At 45.9% G+C, this 16,944-nt stretch carries 12 protein-coding genes; 3 read left to right on the top strand and 9 right to left on the bottom strand.

Annotation, left to right across the window (positions count from 1 at the left end; genetic code table 11):
* Nucleotides 1-11 precede the first annotated feature (11 nt).
* From LCQ44_RS09205 to LCQ44_RS09230, 6 genes are all read right to left on the bottom strand, one after another.
* Complete coding sequence (locus LCQ44_RS09205) at nucleotides 12-1,043, bottom strand: polysaccharide pyruvyl transferase family protein (RefSeq protein WP_225093666.1); 1,032 nt, start codon at nucleotides 1,041-1,043, stop codon at nucleotides 12-14.
* On the bottom strand, nucleotides 1,043-2,608 hold the full coding sequence (locus tag LCQ44_RS09210; RefSeq protein WP_225093667.1) for a rhamnosyltransferase WsaF family glycosyltransferase: 1,566 nt from the start codon (nucleotides 2,606-2,608) through the stop codon (nucleotides 1,043-1,045). The genes LCQ44_RS09205 and LCQ44_RS09210 overlap by 1 nt, the downstream gene beginning before the upstream one ends.
* 9 nt (nucleotides 2,609-2,617) lie before the next feature.
* Nucleotides 2,618-4,999 (bottom strand): glycosyltransferase family 2 protein, encoded by a 2,382-nt coding sequence (locus LCQ44_RS09215; protein WP_225093668.1) that lies wholly within the window; start codon nucleotides 4,997-4,999, stop codon nucleotides 2,618-2,620.
* A gap of 1 nt (nucleotide 5,000) precedes the next feature.
* Nucleotides 5,001-7,001, bottom strand: coding sequence for a DUF2142 domain-containing protein (locus LCQ44_RS09220; RefSeq protein WP_225093669.1), 2,001 nt, complete (start codon nucleotides 6,999-7,001; stop codon nucleotides 5,001-5,003).
* A 202-nt stretch (nucleotides 7,002-7,203) separates the two neighbouring features.
* Entirely contained in the window at nucleotides 7,204-7,548 is a 345-nt protein-coding gene (locus LCQ44_RS09225) for a DUF2304 domain-containing protein (protein ID WP_225093670.1), read from the bottom strand.
* Nucleotides 7,545-8,231: a glycosyltransferase family 2 protein gene (locus LCQ44_RS09230; protein ID WP_225094252.1), complete on the bottom strand. Its 687-nt coding sequence runs from the start codon at nucleotides 8,229-8,231 to the stop codon at nucleotides 7,545-7,547. The genes LCQ44_RS09225 and LCQ44_RS09230 overlap by 4 nt, the downstream gene beginning before the upstream one ends.
* A 202-nt stretch (nucleotides 8,232-8,433) precedes the next feature.
* Here LCQ44_RS09230 and LCQ44_RS10030 point away from each other — a divergent pair, with 202 nt between their 5' ends.
* Complete coding sequence (locus tag LCQ44_RS10030) at nucleotides 8,434-8,559, top strand: hypothetical protein (protein WP_263633898.1); 126 nt, start codon at nucleotides 8,434-8,436, stop codon at nucleotides 8,557-8,559.
* A gap of 477 nt (nucleotides 8,560-9,036) precedes the next feature.
* Here the strand turns inward: LCQ44_RS10030 and LCQ44_RS09235 are convergent, their stop codons facing one another.
* The gene (locus LCQ44_RS09235; protein WP_118094998.1) at nucleotides 9,037-9,981 is read right to left on the bottom strand and encodes a glycosyltransferase family 2 protein; all 945 of its coding nucleotides are present in this window, start codon (nucleotides 9,979-9,981) and stop codon (nucleotides 9,037-9,039) included.
* Nucleotides 9,982-10,017: 36 nt separating this feature from the next.
* On the opposite strand from LCQ44_RS09235, the gene LCQ44_RS09240 reads away from it, so the two are divergent.
* Nucleotides 10,018-11,115 (top strand): glycosyltransferase, encoded by a 1,098-nt coding sequence (locus LCQ44_RS09240; RefSeq protein ID WP_118094996.1) that lies wholly within the window; start codon nucleotides 10,018-10,020, stop codon nucleotides 11,113-11,115.
* 33 nt (nucleotides 11,116-11,148) lie between these two features.
* A complete protein-coding gene (locus tag LCQ44_RS09245) occupies nucleotides 11,149-12,165 on the top strand; it encodes a glycosyltransferase family 2 protein (RefSeq protein ID WP_118094994.1) in 1,017 nt (338 codons plus the stop codon).
* A gap of 146 nt (nucleotides 12,166-12,311) precedes the next feature.
* On the opposite strand, the gene LCQ44_RS09250 is transcribed toward LCQ44_RS09245, so the two are convergent.
* Together LCQ44_RS09250 and LCQ44_RS09255 are read right to left on the bottom strand one after the other, a co-directional pair.
* Complete coding sequence (locus LCQ44_RS09250) at nucleotides 12,312-13,862, bottom strand: oligosaccharide flippase family protein (RefSeq protein ID WP_082437869.1); 1,551 nt, start codon at nucleotides 13,860-13,862, stop codon at nucleotides 12,312-12,314.
* Nucleotides 13,863-13,877: 15 nt separating this feature from the next.
* Nucleotides 13,878-16,859: an NlpC/P60 family protein gene (locus LCQ44_RS09255; protein WP_225093671.1), complete on the bottom strand. Its 2,982-nt coding sequence runs from the start codon at nucleotides 16,857-16,859 to the stop codon at nucleotides 13,878-13,880.
* Nucleotides 16,860-16,944: the final 85 nt, after the last annotated feature.

Raw genomic sequence — 16,944 nt, forward strand, 5'->3', positions numbered from 1 at the left:
AAGGAATACAGCTAATTAAACTGTTTCTTCCATTTATCGATGCTCGTCCAGGGAAGATTAATCTCAGTTTTAACGGGATGGTTTATCCAATCAGCTATTTTAAGGAGATAGCCGTCCTCGCGTTCAAGAACGGGAAGCCCCGTATCCTCACCGATCTGACGGGCTCGATTATCAATTGCAATGATTAGGGAGCGATGTCCTCCATTTAAACAGCGAATGCCCGCATGGAGACGCGTCCCCACATAATCAAATTCCTCGGTTTCAATTACACGATTAAGGTCTTCGATATTGGGGCCAATAACATTAAATTGCGTCAGATCGGCTATTTGATCAAGACACCAATCAACATCATGGCTTCCTTGAACCCAGATCGTTACCTTTTCGTATTCCGACGACAGCAATTCCAGCATCTTACGGTCACGTTCCGCATCGAAACAATAATCGGTAATTGACGTAACAACGTTTTTAGAACGCTTAGAGGAAATCTCAAGTTGCTTAGATGGGGTTAACGACCACATGGTCGGACATGCGGTATTAAGAACATTCTCTATGCCAATAGAGTTAAGCCTCTTCTTAGTCATTTCATCTCGAACACTATGAAGATATTCATCGGATAGCAAGGTTTTATAGAACTTCTTTGTATAGGCGTCGATCGCATCGTCCACCCCAATGTCAGACATGCCCACGCCGAACAAAACAACGTTTCTATTATTGCCCAACCGCTTGGCAAGCGCCCATTGCTGCTGATCAGCCATATGCGTATACAGAATATTTGTGCCGCACAACAGCTTTACGTGTTCAGGATACATTTCAAGCTCTTTGGAATAATAGTGCGTTGCCACATGGGGCAACGCAGCACCAAAGATTTGATCCGCGATACAGCCACAGGCATCCATGATCACATGGTCACCAGAGTTCTCGCTTCCCATAGCCGTATCCAAAAGGAGATAGCGTTCCTGCTTAACACCATCGGATTTTTCATCGTGCCTGCGTGATGTCGCAGAGGCTTTAAGTAGCTGAGTCCATTGGTTAAAGCGCGCCATTAGTTTCTCCGAAATAAACGTTTGAGTAGAGCAACGTGACCGCCAACGACACCCGTCGATGCAGAAGGCTGACACGGTTCACAATATTCATCAGATAGGTTAAAAACGGCAGACACGCTGCATGCGCCACTTTCAACCGAACGAACAACAGGATGAGCGTTGCGAGAAGGCGAAAGACAGACAAGTTGGCTTAGCTCGGCGACGCAAAGCGGATTTTTGCCGTCTTCCGCAAAAGAGTATATATGAATGCGAAGATAGGCCTCTTCATCATCATTTAAAAACAGCGGAACATGCCCCGCAAAATGGCCGTCCCTAGATTCAAGACTAATCCAGCGAATATCAGACTGATCAAGGGCGCGCCAAACAACTGCGCGAACATCCGCAGGCATCAAAGACGACTCAAAACGCACAGTCAAATCAACAGAAGAAGCTTGGATAAGCGTTTGAGACATGGCAGACGATAGCAATCGAGCATCAGCAAGACGATCGCTGAGCAAGAAGACCTTACTTTGTTCTTCAGTTTTTGGCACATTCCCGAAGGCGGACTTCCCGCTAGCCAAGGATGGCTCTTCATTCAGATAACGCGTAAAGGCCTCGAAGAACATTTCATTTTCACGCTTAATCGACGTACAGCTAAATCTATTAGGCGAATCGCATTTTGAGCCTGAAAGAGCCTCAAGAATAGAAGAAGCAATGCCACAAGCAGAGGGCTCAGCGAGGTGGATGGTGCCCTCCGGAAAGTCGAGTAGGTTATTCTCACGGTTTATTTCAATTACCGAGAGCTTCGATGCAAGCATTTCGAAAGGCAGGCGAGAGGGATTAGTCACGCTCAACGATACGCCGGCAACACACTTGGCATAAAGCGAGGCGCATTCATCAGCAGTCAAGATGCCGAGGCCGCGTACGCGTGGATCATGAATGGGAGGCATTGCGTCTTCGCCGTATAAATAAACGACAACTGCATCGTCGAGCTTGAGAAGCAATTTAATTGCATCAAGCAACATGCCAGACAAACGTCGATCCTTATTGGATTGATAGATAGCACAGACGGCATACTCTCTGCTTAGATTTTGTTCCTGCGCAGTATATATATCGCTAACGCCAAAATCACAATATGGGACTTCATGCGAATAATAGGGTTCAACTTTTTTAGAAAGCCATCTGCCTATCGTTATGGGGTTTAGTTCATAACGATAACTTGCTTCGGCATTTAGATACATCTCCCCCATCGGATAGAACCAAGGTTCAAAATCCTGAATGAAGTAGAACTTATGGGCGCACTTCTGCATAGATGCAAAGTGCGCCGTATTCCAAGCGGTGGCGATTACTGCAAAAAAATCCTCGGGCACACTCGGTGCCACAAGAACTTCTTTAGGCGAATAATCAAACCAATCCTTTATTTCGGCCTGAACTCTATGAGCACTTTTGTATGCTTCACAGCCCGGCATAATGTAAAAGTAGTTCTCATATCCACGAGAATCTAGAAAGGAAGCCTTGCTGCAGATGGTTCGAAAGCCGCCAGAACCCTTTGCCGGCGGAGATATTATCCAGGCAATTTGTTTCATTTAAAGCACTCAAATCGCTTCGTAGTCAAAAGGATCGAACTTATATAACGCTGCGCGCTTGGGATCTCGAGAAAAGTTAACGGAGAACCATGGATCCCCCTCAGAGAATCGTTCGGACCAGTTATGCAGCAATCGTGCCTTATCCTCAAAATGCTTATGAGAGCGAGATTTACTATCAAGGGATTTGTCAACACATGCCAAATGGTAGAGACATGCCTCTGGTGTATAGATCACCTTTAACCCAGCCTGAGAAGACTTGAAGCAAATATCAACATCCGAATAGTCAAGAAGATACGACTCGTCAAAACCACCCAGACGATTAAAATGTTCGCGTGAAATAGCTAAGCAGACTCCACTCACCGCCGATACATCCCTCACGGTCAATGGCATATAGATATAGCCAGGAGAAGAGCGATGAATGCCTTGCGATAGGTTGACGATTGATTCTCCAACATAAGACAGGCCTGCCTGTTGCACAATGCCGTCAAGATCGCACGTCATTGTTCCAACAACGCCAACATCCTCTCGTTGGGAAAAACCAACGAGAGTCTTTAACCACAAGGAGTCTAGTGCCTGAATATCGTCATGAACAAAGACGAGTTGCTCGCCATGCGCGGCAAGAGCACCGGCATTTCTCCATGTAGATATATTAAACGGGTCATCAAGCGCGTGAACGATATAGCGACAACGAAGTCCAGAGATCGATTGCTGAACAGCAGCTTCCGCATCCTGCGAGCACACGAAAACAACTTCAAGATCATCAAAATCGGTGTCATTGATTGAAGATACAAGAGTCGAAAGAACCGAAGAATTGCCGCGGGTGGTAACGATTAATGAACAGGACTCAGATGAAGAAACATCATAAATAGGGCTATATCTAAAAGCACGATTATGAGAGTTGACCACAGTCGCCTTGATACCGCATCTATCAAGGTGCTCCTGAACCGCTTTTATTCCAGCAAGGGTTGCATAGGGCTTACTATCGGAATTACCCGCAGTCGAATTCTCGCTTATTCTCCAGTGATACAAGATTTTAGGAACGTGATGGATCGTCCCACCAAGTTCGGCAATCTTCAGCACCATGGCATGGTCTTGGGCGCCATCCAACTCGCTGTTAGAAAGGTCAATTCTGTCTAAACATGCCCTTTTAACAGTAAGAAGGTGGCAAATATAATTGTTGTCACGAGCCATATCAAGACTAAAATCCGGCTTAAAAGTAGGATGAGCCAAGGACCCGTCAGGCAATAGCTTATCTTCATCACAATAAAGAAGATTGATTTCAGCATTTTGATTTAAAGCACAGGCGTACTCAAACAAGATATTCGGTTCGAGAACATCATCATGATCGAAAAAGCAGAGGTAGTCTCCCTTGGCCATCTTGATTCCGACATTGGTGTTCTCAGTGATACCTAGATTGCCCTCAAGATTAGTCACTATAATTCTAGAGTCTGCAGTCACATACTCGGAGACCAAGTCGCTAAGGCCATCGTAATCTGGCGTAGAGTTAACCAGGATGAGTTCCCAATTCGAATACGTCTGAGCAATGACAGAATCAGCCATATCCCTGAAGAAATTCAAGGGAGTCTTATATAGAGGAACGATGATTGAAAACAAGGGCTGGTATGCAAATTTTATTTGCGCTTGTACCCGCGAATCGGATCCAGTCAATCTGCGCCCAGAAAACCAGGACAAATAACGGGGTTGATCGAATGCGGACACATGGTTCCGATCGACCTCATCCAAAAGCTCCTTGAGCATATCTTTCTTTAGATTGATAAACGTATCCAGATGACCAGAAGCCCTGTGCATGCAAATGCACAGGCTATCCCCGACCTCAGGAATATGAAGCGAGAAATTTGTTAAACAAGGATTCGCATCGGCTATTAAGTTATTAAATAACAAAGATTCCCCAACAACGCAGGCTTCTTCATTAAAAGCGATAATACGATCACCCTCAAGGCAATCAGTACCCGAAAGAACACCTCTAACGATTACGCCATCAACGCAGGGAATAAAGCTCTCAATTTGGATAGAAGCGAGCGCATGCACGCCAGAACGGTCAATATTGCGAAATCGTCCACAATGCTCCGCGTGCAGCAAGCCGTTAACTTTCGACTCAATCGAAAACTTGCCAGGATTGATGCGACGCTGATAAATTATTTTATCTCCGCTAAAGAAAGACAGCGATTGGTCGACACCAAAATCGGCAAGGACAACAATAAATTCAGTCTCTGAAAAAGGGATGATTCTTGCGGGCAGAATTTGCCCATTGGGTGATTGCGACTCCACGGCATCCGGGAAAACGGATGCGGCTTCATACAGTATATATAGTTTGCCGTCGCCACGGCAATTTAGCTTATTGTTAAATTCGGTATTAAAAACTATGCCCATATCAGCAACACTTTCCAACAACTAAAACAAACTCGCAAATCGTAGCCAAAGCAAAAGGGAATACGAGGCATATCAATATGAATCGTTTACTGTCCCCAAAGACCAAGCGGCTCTGGTTAAGAATAAACGATAGGCACGGAACCAGAAGTGGCAAAAGGTAGCGACTCTGGCAACCATTAACTGTCCCCAATCCAACGGGAGTAAAAGACACATAAAGTGCAGTTGCCACCAAAATCACCGTAAACAAAAACACAAATGAGGCCCAAAGAAATTGTGCGAGACCAATATGCTTAACGCTAATCGAATCTGCCGAAAAAAGCCCAAACAATAATAGGCAAACAGCTGGAAGTACCTGAACCAACCCACGGATTGCATTTACAGAAATCTGAGCAGCAAGCGATCCAAGGTATGCAAAGTTCAATGCATATCCAGAAGAGGTTATCGGATTTAAATAATAAGTTGAAAAATAATTGGCGAGTATTTCAGCGTAGCGCAATGGATCGGCGAGAATGAAAGCGATTTGCTGACCAGAGTTGACATCGGAGCCGCCTCGCATATCGCCAACGTTGGATCCGCTAGCCGTTGAAAACAAGAACGGAAGCGCAAAGGAGGCAAAAGCAATCAAGCCCAAAACAAACACGGCAGCATAGTAATGAACTCGTTGTTTCGAGCTAACAAAACGATTTCGCGGAACCATAAAGAAAAGACCGATTATCGGAAAATACACAGCTTTGACTGCGAGTCCTAAAAAGGTAAATAAAAATGCGAGTGATATATTGCGAACTGTAAATTCATTTAAATCACCCCATGCATACCTCAAAAAATAAGCAAAACCGAGAATGGTAAACGAAATGAGCCATGCATCATATGAGAAACACGACGCAAGAAAGATCGAGGTTGGCAGCATTCCCACAAAAGCAAATAGTCCCTTTTTCGAGGGCGTAACCTTGATTGCAATGGCAATTGCAAGACAGTAACTAAATAAATTGCAAATCCGAGCGAATTGAATCATAGAAGAAAAATCGAAATGCAGAAGGCGAGCGAGCCAAAGACCAATTGCCGAGGGAATATACCCAATGCTGCTAAGCGTATAAACGAATTCTTCATGCTTGTTAACTTGCACATGACCAGAAGCGATATCAGATCTATAGGAGCTATTCAGCTCCCTAGCATGCTCAAGAATTTCCGCTCGATCAAAATGGGAAAGAGAGGGCTCTTCATAGCCCTGCGCACGACGGACCGCTTCGTCAGTAAAGTAAATATCCGTATCAGTTTTTTGAGTTTCAAATAAATAAGATGTCGAAAGGGCATTGGAATAGTGAATTTGATCATCCCATGAAATACCCGTCGTTATCGGAGTGCTCACCACAAGGAACACACCAATTGAGAATGCAGCGATAAAGAAAGTGACGGGAAGGGCAGAGTTTCCCTTTCGAATGCCCGAGCAAGCCGTGAAAACCGAAGTTATGATTACCAGCAGGAAATAAACAACAGCATTAATGAACCCATTCACGAATGCAATCGTAGAGCAGCCAAAAACAATAAAGAATGCGATAATCAGCAGGGAAACGTAGTCGGTAGCCTTGACCCTCGCCGAGACAGAATGGAACAACGCTTTCAGAGAAAAGCCGCTTTGGAATAAATAGAGTATTGCGCAATAGAAAATTAGAAAAAAGAAAATGAGCCGCTTTTTATTCCAGTCAGCAATATTCGAGAAATGAGAAGCCGGCGAGCCAAGAACGGTGCAGCCCTCCCAGATGACCGCCACAGCAAATGCCGCAAGCAACAGGACTAATAATTGAGCGCAGCGACCAGGACAGTTGCCACGCTTTTTTTCATCATCTGAGGAAAGGAAGACACAATATGATTGCCAAATGGCAACATCTACAACGACGCAATAGAGCACTAAAACAAACAGCTGTGAGACAGAGTGGTTCACATAAAAGTGCTTCATGCACAGAAGCTCGACAATAAAGAGAAGAGCAACGAAGACGGCTTTCATTATTTGCTTTTGGTTTACGCATCGAGACAACACGGAGCTAATTCACCTTTATCCAAATCAAGCTGCAAGGGCCCTCGAAGAATCGTTCCCAGTCATCTGGATGACAAGTATGGGCACCAAGCACTGTTCACAACTGTTGAAAGTAATATAAGTAGGGAAATTCACATCCAGATGATTTATACGCCAAAGCGAAACGCATAGCCTACTTTTCCTTCTCCCTACTTAACGCAACAGCCTGAACAAGCGAGTTTAAACGCTCTTCCTGTCGAGAGAGACGAAGAGAATTGCAGAAATCACGGACCACAAGAACGGCAATAACGTAAAGGAACACGAAGTTAGAAGCCGACATGAAACCAAATAGACTCGAAAGCCACATTGCAACTTGTGGAAAAACGCCCAAAATTACAAAACTGACGCTGAATAGCAGCCAAAACAGAGAATCCAAAACTTGCATTTGGGATTTTTTTAATTTGCGCAATACAAACACGAATACCAAAACAGCGCAAACAAGAAGCAAAATACGAAGAGAGACCGGCAAATGGATCACCTAAACCACTGAACGACAAGGAGCGTAACGAAAACACGAACCATATACTGCATAGACCTAACAGGGTTAAGATAGCTCTCGCCACCTTGACGCTCGCGCATCTTAACCTGTACCTCTGAAATGGAATACCCTTGCTTCAAAAAGAGAGCGAGAGATTCTGGTTCCGGATTTAAGGTATTGTCGTAATAGTATTTCTTAAGAATATCCCGCCCAAATAGCCTAAATCCAGACGTGGGGTCACTGATTCTCTTGCCTGTCAGAATCTTTATTAGCACCGTAATCATACGCGAGCCGATCATGCGAAGCGTCTTGTCTTTGCGCACGCTTACAAACCTAGAGCCAATGACAATATCTGATCCATCAGATTGAGCCCTATCAACAAGGACCTTTATATATTCTGGACAATGCTGGCCGTCAGCATCAAACTGAACCATATAGTCATATCCATGATCAACCGCATAACGCGCAGCCGTCTGAAACCCAACGGTCAAACCACAGTTAATGGGCATATCAATGATGTCACAACCAAGATTCTTGCAGATAGCTAGCGTTCGATCTCGAGACCCATCATTGATAACAACAAAATCAAACTCAGGTGCAATTTGCCTGAGCTCGCATATCGTCTTTTCTATGCATTCCTCCTCATTATAAGCAGGAATAGCGATAAGAGTTTTGGGAGTCATATACACATAAACCGATCTCTAGTTTTTCTCATTATTATAGCGAGAGATATACAAATGGTTAAATAGACACAACGAATGGTGCACCCTTGATTATCAACTTAATCCGAACACTTCCCACATTCATCCGTACATGTACGGATGAATGTGGGAACCCGTTACCCTGAGAGCCGAACCGGTTGGCCCCGGGAGCTCGAAGGACGGCATGTCCGGAAAGAAGAAAAAGGGTTCCGAGAAGGCTACCCCGAGTGTCTACGGCAGGCTCACCAGACACGAAAGGGACACGGTCCAGAAGAAGCAGGAGCTGGACGCCCGCGCGCCTCCAGGGTGATGCTCGGCGGCGATGCGGAGGCGGCGCCAGACGCCTACAGCCTGGAGGACGTGCCCATCGGAAGACTCGAACTGACGCCGAGCCTCATCGAGAGGGCGCGCGCAGAGAGGCGCGACGCCTCGCTGGCCTAGCCTAAAGGCAAAACGGAATAGGCGGACCGACCGTCCGGCTGAGTCTGGAAAGAGATGCCAAACTGAGGGCGGAGAATGGTCACCGGACCTATCGAACACATATCCACCGTTCCTTCAACTGGGGAAACGGAATCCCCGGGGTCCATGGGGGCCGCGGGGGCGTTCGGCTAGCCGCGGGTACGGACTATCTGCGCAGCGTGTTCAGCTTAGATCGGGAATCAACCACGAATGGTACACACGGCATCGAGAGCCCCCGCAACAAACCTCGTCCTAGATTTCAAAGCTAGCAATCTTCCGAGTGTGAACTGCATGGTTACGCCATGTCTCTCTAAGCGTAGGTGCACAACTACGAGGTTTTCTCAAAAGTTTTAATTGTAACCACACGCGCCATATTAATGACATTCATTAAATACGACTTAGAGCAAAATGGGATTTGAAGCAATTGGGAAATACCTTTTGCTCGATTACCAGAATGAATACTTCTCAACCCATTATTAAATAATGTATTTGCCTTTAGATAGTTCTCAGCTCGGCGCCGATCGAACCGCTCGGCGACGATTGTATCAATCTTATCGACATCCAGTGATCGACCCTCTTTGAAAGCTGAACGTAAACACTGAGAAACAACGAACTGTTTATACAAATTGCTACGCGAAATGCTATTAACAGTCATTCTGTATCGAATGAGCGGCTCTGGAACATTTCCAATAGTGAACCCTTCCAGCTCGGCACGCAACAGCAAGTCATAATCTTCTGCTAGCGGAACAGACCGATACCCCATTTCAAATACAGACCTTCTTCCAAACCAACTCGGATGAGGTACGCAATTTCTAATCATAAGAGAACGCCTAACGCCTTCACCCGAACTTGGAATTGAATCAACGAGATATAATTGACTACCGTCTTCGTCAATGGCGTTCAAATAAGAACCCACTAGGTCAAGCTCATGTTCTTCAAGATACGACAACTGCCGTTCAATGCGCTGCGCCTCAGAAATGTCATCTGAGTCCATTCGGCAGATATACTGACCGCGTGAGACCTTGAACGCCTTTTCCAAAGATGCAGCAAGACCAAGATTGCGTTCATTTCTCACGAGGCAAATCCTGCTGTCATGAGAGCTATAGTTTTGAGCAATATCGTAAAGTGTGTTGTCATCTGGATTATCAAAAACAACAACCACCTCGATTCGATGGTAGGTCTGCTTTAAAATAGACACTAGTGCCTCAGTAAAATCTTTGGCGCTCTCCCTATAACAAGGCATGAGCACTGAAACCAACTGTGAATCTGTCAACTAAAACCTCCAACACCGCTGCGGGAGCAAACGCTAATGAAAACTACCGATAGTTTAATAGTCCTTCATGTGGCATATATTACAAGTGATTTCGCTTCTGGCGTGTCTACAGTGGTGCCTCAATACCTAAATGAGCAGTCAGAAATAAAGGACATGAATATAGCTCTATTAAATCTTACAAACTACAGGCCTAAAGATGCGAAATATCCCGTCTTCCATCAGTCATGCATAGAAAAACTTCCTGAACCGTTTTGCAATCCGTCACTCGTAATATTTCATGAGATATATAGGCCGGATCACATTAAACTAAGCCATTGGCTCAGAAGACGTGCGATCCCATACATCATCACGCCACATGGGTCTCTAACATATGTGGCGCAAGAACAGCATCATTTAGCTAAACAATTGCTTAATGTTTTCTTCTATAACGCCTTTATCCGCAATGCTGATTGTATCCATTTTCTATCGGAAAAAGAGGCGATGAGTTCAAACGGCTTTAAACATAGGAAAGCAAGCATTATTCCAAATGGTGTTAGCATCCCAAAAGCCAAAGCCTCAAACTTAGACAGCCGCATCGCGCTTTTTATTGGCCGCCTAGATATAGAGGTCAAAGGTCTTGATCTACTGATCAAAAGTTTGCCGCTAATTGCTGATGAGCTAAGAGGGCTCGGAGCTAAAATCTACATCTACGGTCCAGACGAAGATGGGTCTATGGCCAAACTGGAACTACTTATTGCCGACAATCAAGTATCCGATATTGTTTTATTAAATGGTCCAGTTAATGGTCAATCTAAAGCGGACGCTTTTCTCCAATCGCAGTTTTATATCCAACTTTCACGCACTGAAGGTTTCCCGACGTCTGTTTTGGAAGCACTAGCATATGGCCTCCCAATTATTGTTACCGAGGGAACCACATGGAAAGAAACAGCGAACAATAAAGGAATTGGAATCGGTGTAGAATCTGATCTCGAAGCCATTTCTAACGCAATTCTCACCCTGTTCAATGACGATGAACTTCGTTGTAAACTTGCAAATGCAGCTAGAAAGTATGCAATTGAACACTTTCAATGGAAGGCCATTGCCAAGCGTCAATTTATTTTATACAGGGACATTGTAAACGGGCTTTCTAACTAACCATCTTGTTCTTCCAATACGGAAAGGGACTAAATGCTGTTTTCAATTATTATCCCTGCATATAATGCGGCATCCAGTTTGCCGGAAACGCTATCATCCATCTACCAACAAACATATGATGGCTATGAAATTATTCTCATCAATGATGGATCAGCAGACGCTACTGAAAGTGTCTGCAAAGTGTTTTGTGAATCTCACAACAATACTCATTACGTTAGACAAAATAATATGGGCGTATATGAGGCCAGGCGAAAAGGCGCGGAGATAAGCGCCGGAGATTACCTGGTCTTTGTTGATGCGGATGATTCTTTGCGCTTCGATACCCTATCTATTCTTGCTCGCGAAATCGATAAGTGCAATCCAGACATAATCTGTTTCAGCTATACAAGAAACCCAGACTATTCAAACGATCCGTTTATCAATCCCGCCCTTCCGTCTGGCATCTATGAAGGTGACGATCTCGCCGAAGTCAGAAAATGTTTGGCACGAGGGAAGCTCAATTCAATTTGGGGAAAGGCAATCAAAAGAAACTGTCTGATTGACGATTTAAGCAATACCGATACAAAGAGAATCGATTTTGCAGAAGATTTTCTGCAAATGATACCCATAGTCGATTCAGCCAGATCGGTTTTACAAATAAGTGATGCGCTGTATTATTACAATTGTCAAAACGGACAAAGTGCAACACACAGCTATAAGGAAAAACAGCTTTCAGATTTAACCTTCGTCACCTCAAGCCTAGTGAAAATCGCTGCTCGTTGGGGAGAAGAAACAGAAAGGCTGGCATGGAAAACAAGAACGGAACAGTATCTTTATCTCCTATCGATCAACGAGCTCAGTGACAATAATGAGACCAAAAAACGTAACTTTGTTTCAATTTCAGAGGCCTTATTTAATCCCTCAATTAAAGCTGATGTCCCTTGCAGCACCTACAGACCTGACAGCTATTTACTGTTCCTTGCGGCAAAGAATAAGCACTATTTGTTATCTCGAGTAGTAATACGCTGTTGTGAACAGCTAAAACTATTGATACTGAAAATCCTTAGCTAATCGCCCTGTTGTCATCGCTCATTTTTCCTGGCACCGAGTAGTAAAACCAACCGACTTAGCCTTCGATAATCAAATGTCAGGCAAGCCGGTTGGTCATAAAAGTAATGAAAGTACATTAGGCTATTCTGCTTAATAAGCGTCGCAGATTATCGCTTGATAAATGCAGATATGCTCGTCTTTTCGGATTCGTTTAGCCCAAACATCAAAACCAAGAAGAAATAGATAAAGAAATAAATTATTGCAGACACCAAAACCACCACAAGGCCAGATAAAAGGCTTTTAATTAGGTTATAGAGCAGCAGCAAAGCCCCCGTACCGACAATAACCAAGACGGAAAGTTTGGCAATTTCAAGCCAAAATTTCTTTATGTTCAACCCAAGCTTTTCAGAGTAATACCAATTCATACAGAAACCGTTACCTATAACCATAGCGATGGCTGTTGAAACTGCTGCGCCCACTATGCCCATAAGCTTGAGCAATATAATCGTCACGACCACGTTGACAAGCGCAATCGCAAGATACATATACCCCCTATACAGGTAAACATTCGCAACCTGCATTATGGTAAGTCCCAGGTTCTGAATTAAGTCAATGGTAAATGGAACCATTACGATCAAGGCGATATAGAAAGCGTCTATATAGTCCTTACCAGCCCAAATAATGATGAAATCTTTCCCCAGAACAATAAATAAACTAAGAACAAATCCGCAGACGATAAAGGAAATGCGACCGACTTTAATGAAGAGATCCGAAATTTCAGACATATCCTTATTCTGGCAATACAGTTCTGAAACTCGAGGAAGAAAAACTGAAGAGGCTGCCGTACCGATTGTCATATAAATCGTGTAGATTTGAGATCCAACAGAATATACCGCAACGGCGGCAGCACCAAAATAATAGCCGACAATTAATTGATCGGTTTTCCAGAAAATCTGGTCAGCAATCGTCACCAATACAATCGCGCCGCTAAAAAATAGCAATCCTTTAGCCAGTTTCATGTCCCAGCCATGATATCTGAAACTAATATGCAGATTATATTTAGCAAACAAACGCTGGCTCACCGCGCACAACACATTTGTAACAAGCACAACTAAACATACGGCTAATGCATTCTTAAAAATTGTCGTAAGTCCATACACAATGAAAGGCTGAGCTATTAGGGCGGCCAATTGCGAGCCCTTCAAAAAAACGAACCTTTCATTAGCAGTTATCGCCGCAACGCTAATAGTGTTGTTCATGATAACAATTGTGTTGATCCCTAATACAACAAGCATTGCGGAACACTCATCAAGCTGTGAGTTTGTAAAACTGGCTGAATATACAAACCGAACAACCACGGCGAGAACGCAACTTATTAGCATCACGAACACAGATAGGACCCAGTACAGACGCCTAGCTATTGCGAGAGTATTCTCCATTAAGTCATTTTTGCCCTCTGCCATATACTTGCAATAAAAACGCCCAACACCGGCAGACAAAATCCCATTAATGGAAACTATATAAGACATGATAGAACCTATCAATTGATAGAGTCCGTATTCGTCTTGTCCAATGTTTTGCAACAACATCGGAACATATACAAAGCCGACTAAAGCCTGAGCCAGTATATAACCATATGTAATTATTATGCCAGTAAGTCTTCTGCTTGCGCTACTTATCAGAATCACCGTTTCACAATTAGTTGCTTCAAATACCATTCAGAAATTAAAGCACTATTTAATCAGAACAACCGATTGCCGAACCTCTCCTTTGTTCGCATTGTTAAAGCAGGGTCCGATTAAATTCCCAGGCAGAATTTGATGCCACATTTCATTGTCATGCGGATTATCTCCCCAGAAGAACCCAATATGACAGTCGATTGATCCGTCAGTCTTAAAGAAGATAATATCTCCCTTTTGAGCATAACCACTATTTAGCATATCTTGGACAGTACGGAACTCATACATTTTGCATCCCAAATCTCGAGCATAGCCATACCATCTCCAAGCGTTAATATAGCCGCCACCGCCTGGCCCCCCAGCCCAAGGAGAGTGATTATTATTCTGCGCAATACGATTGACATCGCCACCAACCGCAGCATAAGCATGAGCCACGAAGCCAGTGCAATTCATGCCAGTATAGCCATCCCATCTCGGGGCACCTTTTGGGTAAAGGCAACTATCATAGGAGGAGCCACCGGAATATCTCGTTCCTAAATAATAGCCATCAAATTGATGCGACGTAAGCCAAGTGACGAGTCCAATACGACTAACCCCCAAAACCGTTGAGCTGCCAAATGGGCTGTAGTAAATCTGAGTCGACTTCGACTGGAGAGTGCCATCAGGAAGCAAGACATCGCAGTAAAGATCGTAATAACCATCTTGCAATCCAAGTGCAGAGGGATTGAAATAAGCGTCATTCACACTGGAAAATTCTTTTAGAACACCCCATTTACTCCAGTCGGACTTGGCCCAAACAAATTTAAACTGAAATTGCCCAGATTTTTCAGCTGCAAGCGTTCCCAAATCAGCTCGAACTCCCCAAGAATTATTGCCATCAGTCGAAATTGCAGTAATCCTCGAGAAATCCCAACAGCTAATGATTGTTCTTTTTGTTTGGACAACTCCATCTGACCCCGAAACGTCACAGATCAATTCATAGTCTCCGGCGTCTTTTGGATCCCATTGCAAGTGTGAACTTGTGCCCTGTTGAGCAACGCCCCAGTCAGCCCAATTATTCTTATTCCAGACGAACTTATACTGTAAGTAATTAGTATCACCCGAGCATCTGGCATCGATCTCAGTGCTTTCATTAGGCCTGACAAGCGTTGCAGAAGAACTCAAGGACTCGTAATTCCACTTCTCGGAGCCAATCGAGCATTCAGTCTTCGAGGTCATCGTCTGATCGTTGGCCTCATCAATAACATCAACAAAAACGGTGACAGCGCCAGATTTATCGACTCTCCAGTCAATTGAGGATTTACCTCTGCCGGAGTCAATCACACCCCATTCAGCCCAGTTGTTCCGCATCCAAACATATTTGTATGAAATCTGATTATTCTTTCGGATGGTAATCCGAGGTGTAATTGAAAGCGTATCCCCTACGCACAAATTGGATGAATCAGATTTCAAATCTATTGAAGTGAAGTTAGATAGATTTCTCTCCACCCTGACGGGGAACCTCCAGGTCCTCACGTTGCCGGCCGAATCGACGGCGTCGACCAAGATGTTGACGTCGCCGGCGACCTCCGGCACCCAATCGCAGGAGGCCTCGGGCCCGAGCTGGCGGATGGTGCCCCACCTGGACCAGCCGCCCTGCTCCCAGACGAACTTATAGCGGACCGAGCCCGAGTTGCCGGACGCGGTCAGGCCGAGCGAGCAGCGGTCGCCCAGGAGAGGAGACCCTCCATCGGACGCCTTTGCCGAGAGGCCGTCGACAGAGTAGTCCTCTGAGATGCGAACGGGGAGTCTTGACGTCGACGTGAGCCCGCCGACCGTGACGTCGGCATAGAGAGTATAGGAGCCGGAAGACGGGGGCGTCCAGGTACAGGCGGCGGACTCAGATGCTGCCTGGATGACGCCCCACTTGGACCATGAGCCCCGTTCCCAAAGGAATTTAATCTTTGCGCCGGGAGCCGCCGCGGCGGAGATATTGACCTTCATTCCGCCGCTCCACTCGAGCGTATCCCCGCCGCTCACGGAAAGGCGACAGGCATCCACCCTGACGGGGAACCTCCAGGTCCTCACGTTGCCGGCCGAATCGACGGCGTCGACCAAGATGTTGACGTCGCCGGCGACCTCCGGCACCCAATCGCAGGAGGCCTCGGGCCCGAGCTGGCGGATGGTGCCCCACCTGGACCAGCCGCCCTGCTCCCAGACGAACTTATAGCGGACCGAGCCCGAGTTGCCGGACGCGGTCAGGCCGAGCGAGCAGCGGTCGCCCAGGAGAGGAGACCCTCCATCGGACGCCTTTGCCGAGAGGCCGTCGACAGAGTAGTCCTCTGAGATGCGAACGGGGAGTCTTGACGTCGACGTGAGCCCGCCGACCGTGACGTCGGCATAGAGAGTATAGGAGCCGGAAGACGGGGGCGTCCAGGTACAGGCGGCGGACTCAGATGCTGCCTGGATGACGCCCCACTTGGACCATGAGCCCCGTTCCCAAAGGAATTTAATCTTTGCGCCGGGAGCCGCCGCGGCGGAGATATTGACCTTCATTCCGCCGCTCCACTCGAGCGTATCCCCGCCGCTCACGGAAAGGCGACAGGCATCCACCCTGACGGGGAACCTCCAGGTCCTCACGTTGCCGGCCGAATCGACGGCGTCGACCAAGATGTTGACGTCGCCGGCGACCTCCGGCACCCAATCGCAGGAGGCCTCGGGCCCGAGCTGGCGGATGGTGCCCCACCTGGACCAGCCGCCCTGCTCCCAGACGAACTTATAGCGGACCGAGCCCGAGTTGCCGGACGCGGTCAGGCCGAGCGAGCAGCGGTCGCCCAGGAGAGGAGACCCTCCATCGGACGCCTTTGCCGAGAGGCCGTCGACAGAGTAGTCCTCTGAAACCGGCGAAGTTGCACTTAAATCATCGGCCCGTGTTGAATCTTCAATCTGTGATGGAGACAGGCCCGCTTCACTCAAACCAAAGCAAGGAGTTACGGCCAAACAGAAATAAAAGAAGAAAAAAGCGACACGGACAGCCTTACTTCTAAAGAAATGCATATAGAACCTCCCCGATAGTTCACTCCAACATAATATTGCTAGCAAGTAACAATTTAAGGCCAAGATTTACCATACAAGTAAGGTC

The sequence above is a fragment of the Collinsella aerofaciens genome, from assembly GCF_020181355.1.
Taxonomy (GTDB): Bacteria; Actinomycetota; Coriobacteriia; order Coriobacteriales; family Coriobacteriaceae; genus Collinsella.

Excerpts from the sequence above, each read along its gene's own strand:
- LCQ44_RS10030 (WP_263633898.1), top strand. The coding sequence starts at position 8,434 with ATGTCCGGAAAGAAGAAAAAGGGTTCCGAGAAGGCTACCCCGAGTGTC.
- LCQ44_RS09210 (WP_225093667.1), bottom strand. The coding sequence starts at position 2,608 with ATGAAACAAATTGCCTGGATAATATCTCCGCCGGCAAAGGGTTCTGGC.
- LCQ44_RS09215 (WP_225093668.1), bottom strand. The coding sequence starts at position 4,999 with ATGGGCATAGTTTTTAATACCGAATTTAACAATAAGCTAAATTGCCGT.
- LCQ44_RS09245 (WP_118094994.1), top strand. The coding sequence starts at position 11,149 with ATGCTGTTTTCAATTATTATCCCTGCATATAATGCGGCATCCAGTTTG.
- LCQ44_RS09240 (WP_118094996.1), top strand. The coding sequence starts at position 10,018 with ATGAAAACTACCGATAGTTTAATAGTCCTTCATGTGGCATATATTACA.
- LCQ44_RS09230 (WP_225094252.1), bottom strand. The coding sequence starts at position 8,231 with ATGACTCCCAAAACTCTTATCGCTATTCCTGCTTATAATGAGGAGGAA.
- LCQ44_RS09205 (WP_225093666.1), bottom strand. The coding sequence starts at position 1,043 with ATGGCGCGCTTTAACCAATGGACTCAGCTACTTAAAGCCTCTGCGACA.
- LCQ44_RS09250 (WP_082437869.1), bottom strand. The coding sequence starts at position 13,862 with ATGGTATTTGAAGCAACTAATTGTGAAACGGTGATTCTGATAAGTAGC.
- LCQ44_RS09220 (WP_225093669.1), bottom strand. The coding sequence starts at position 7,001 with ATGAAAGCCGTCTTCGTTGCTCTTCTCTTTATTGTCGAGCTTCTGTGC.
- LCQ44_RS09255 (WP_225093671.1), bottom strand. The coding sequence starts at position 16,859 with ATGCATTTCTTTAGAAGTAAGGCTGTCCGTGTCGCTTTTTTCTTCTTT.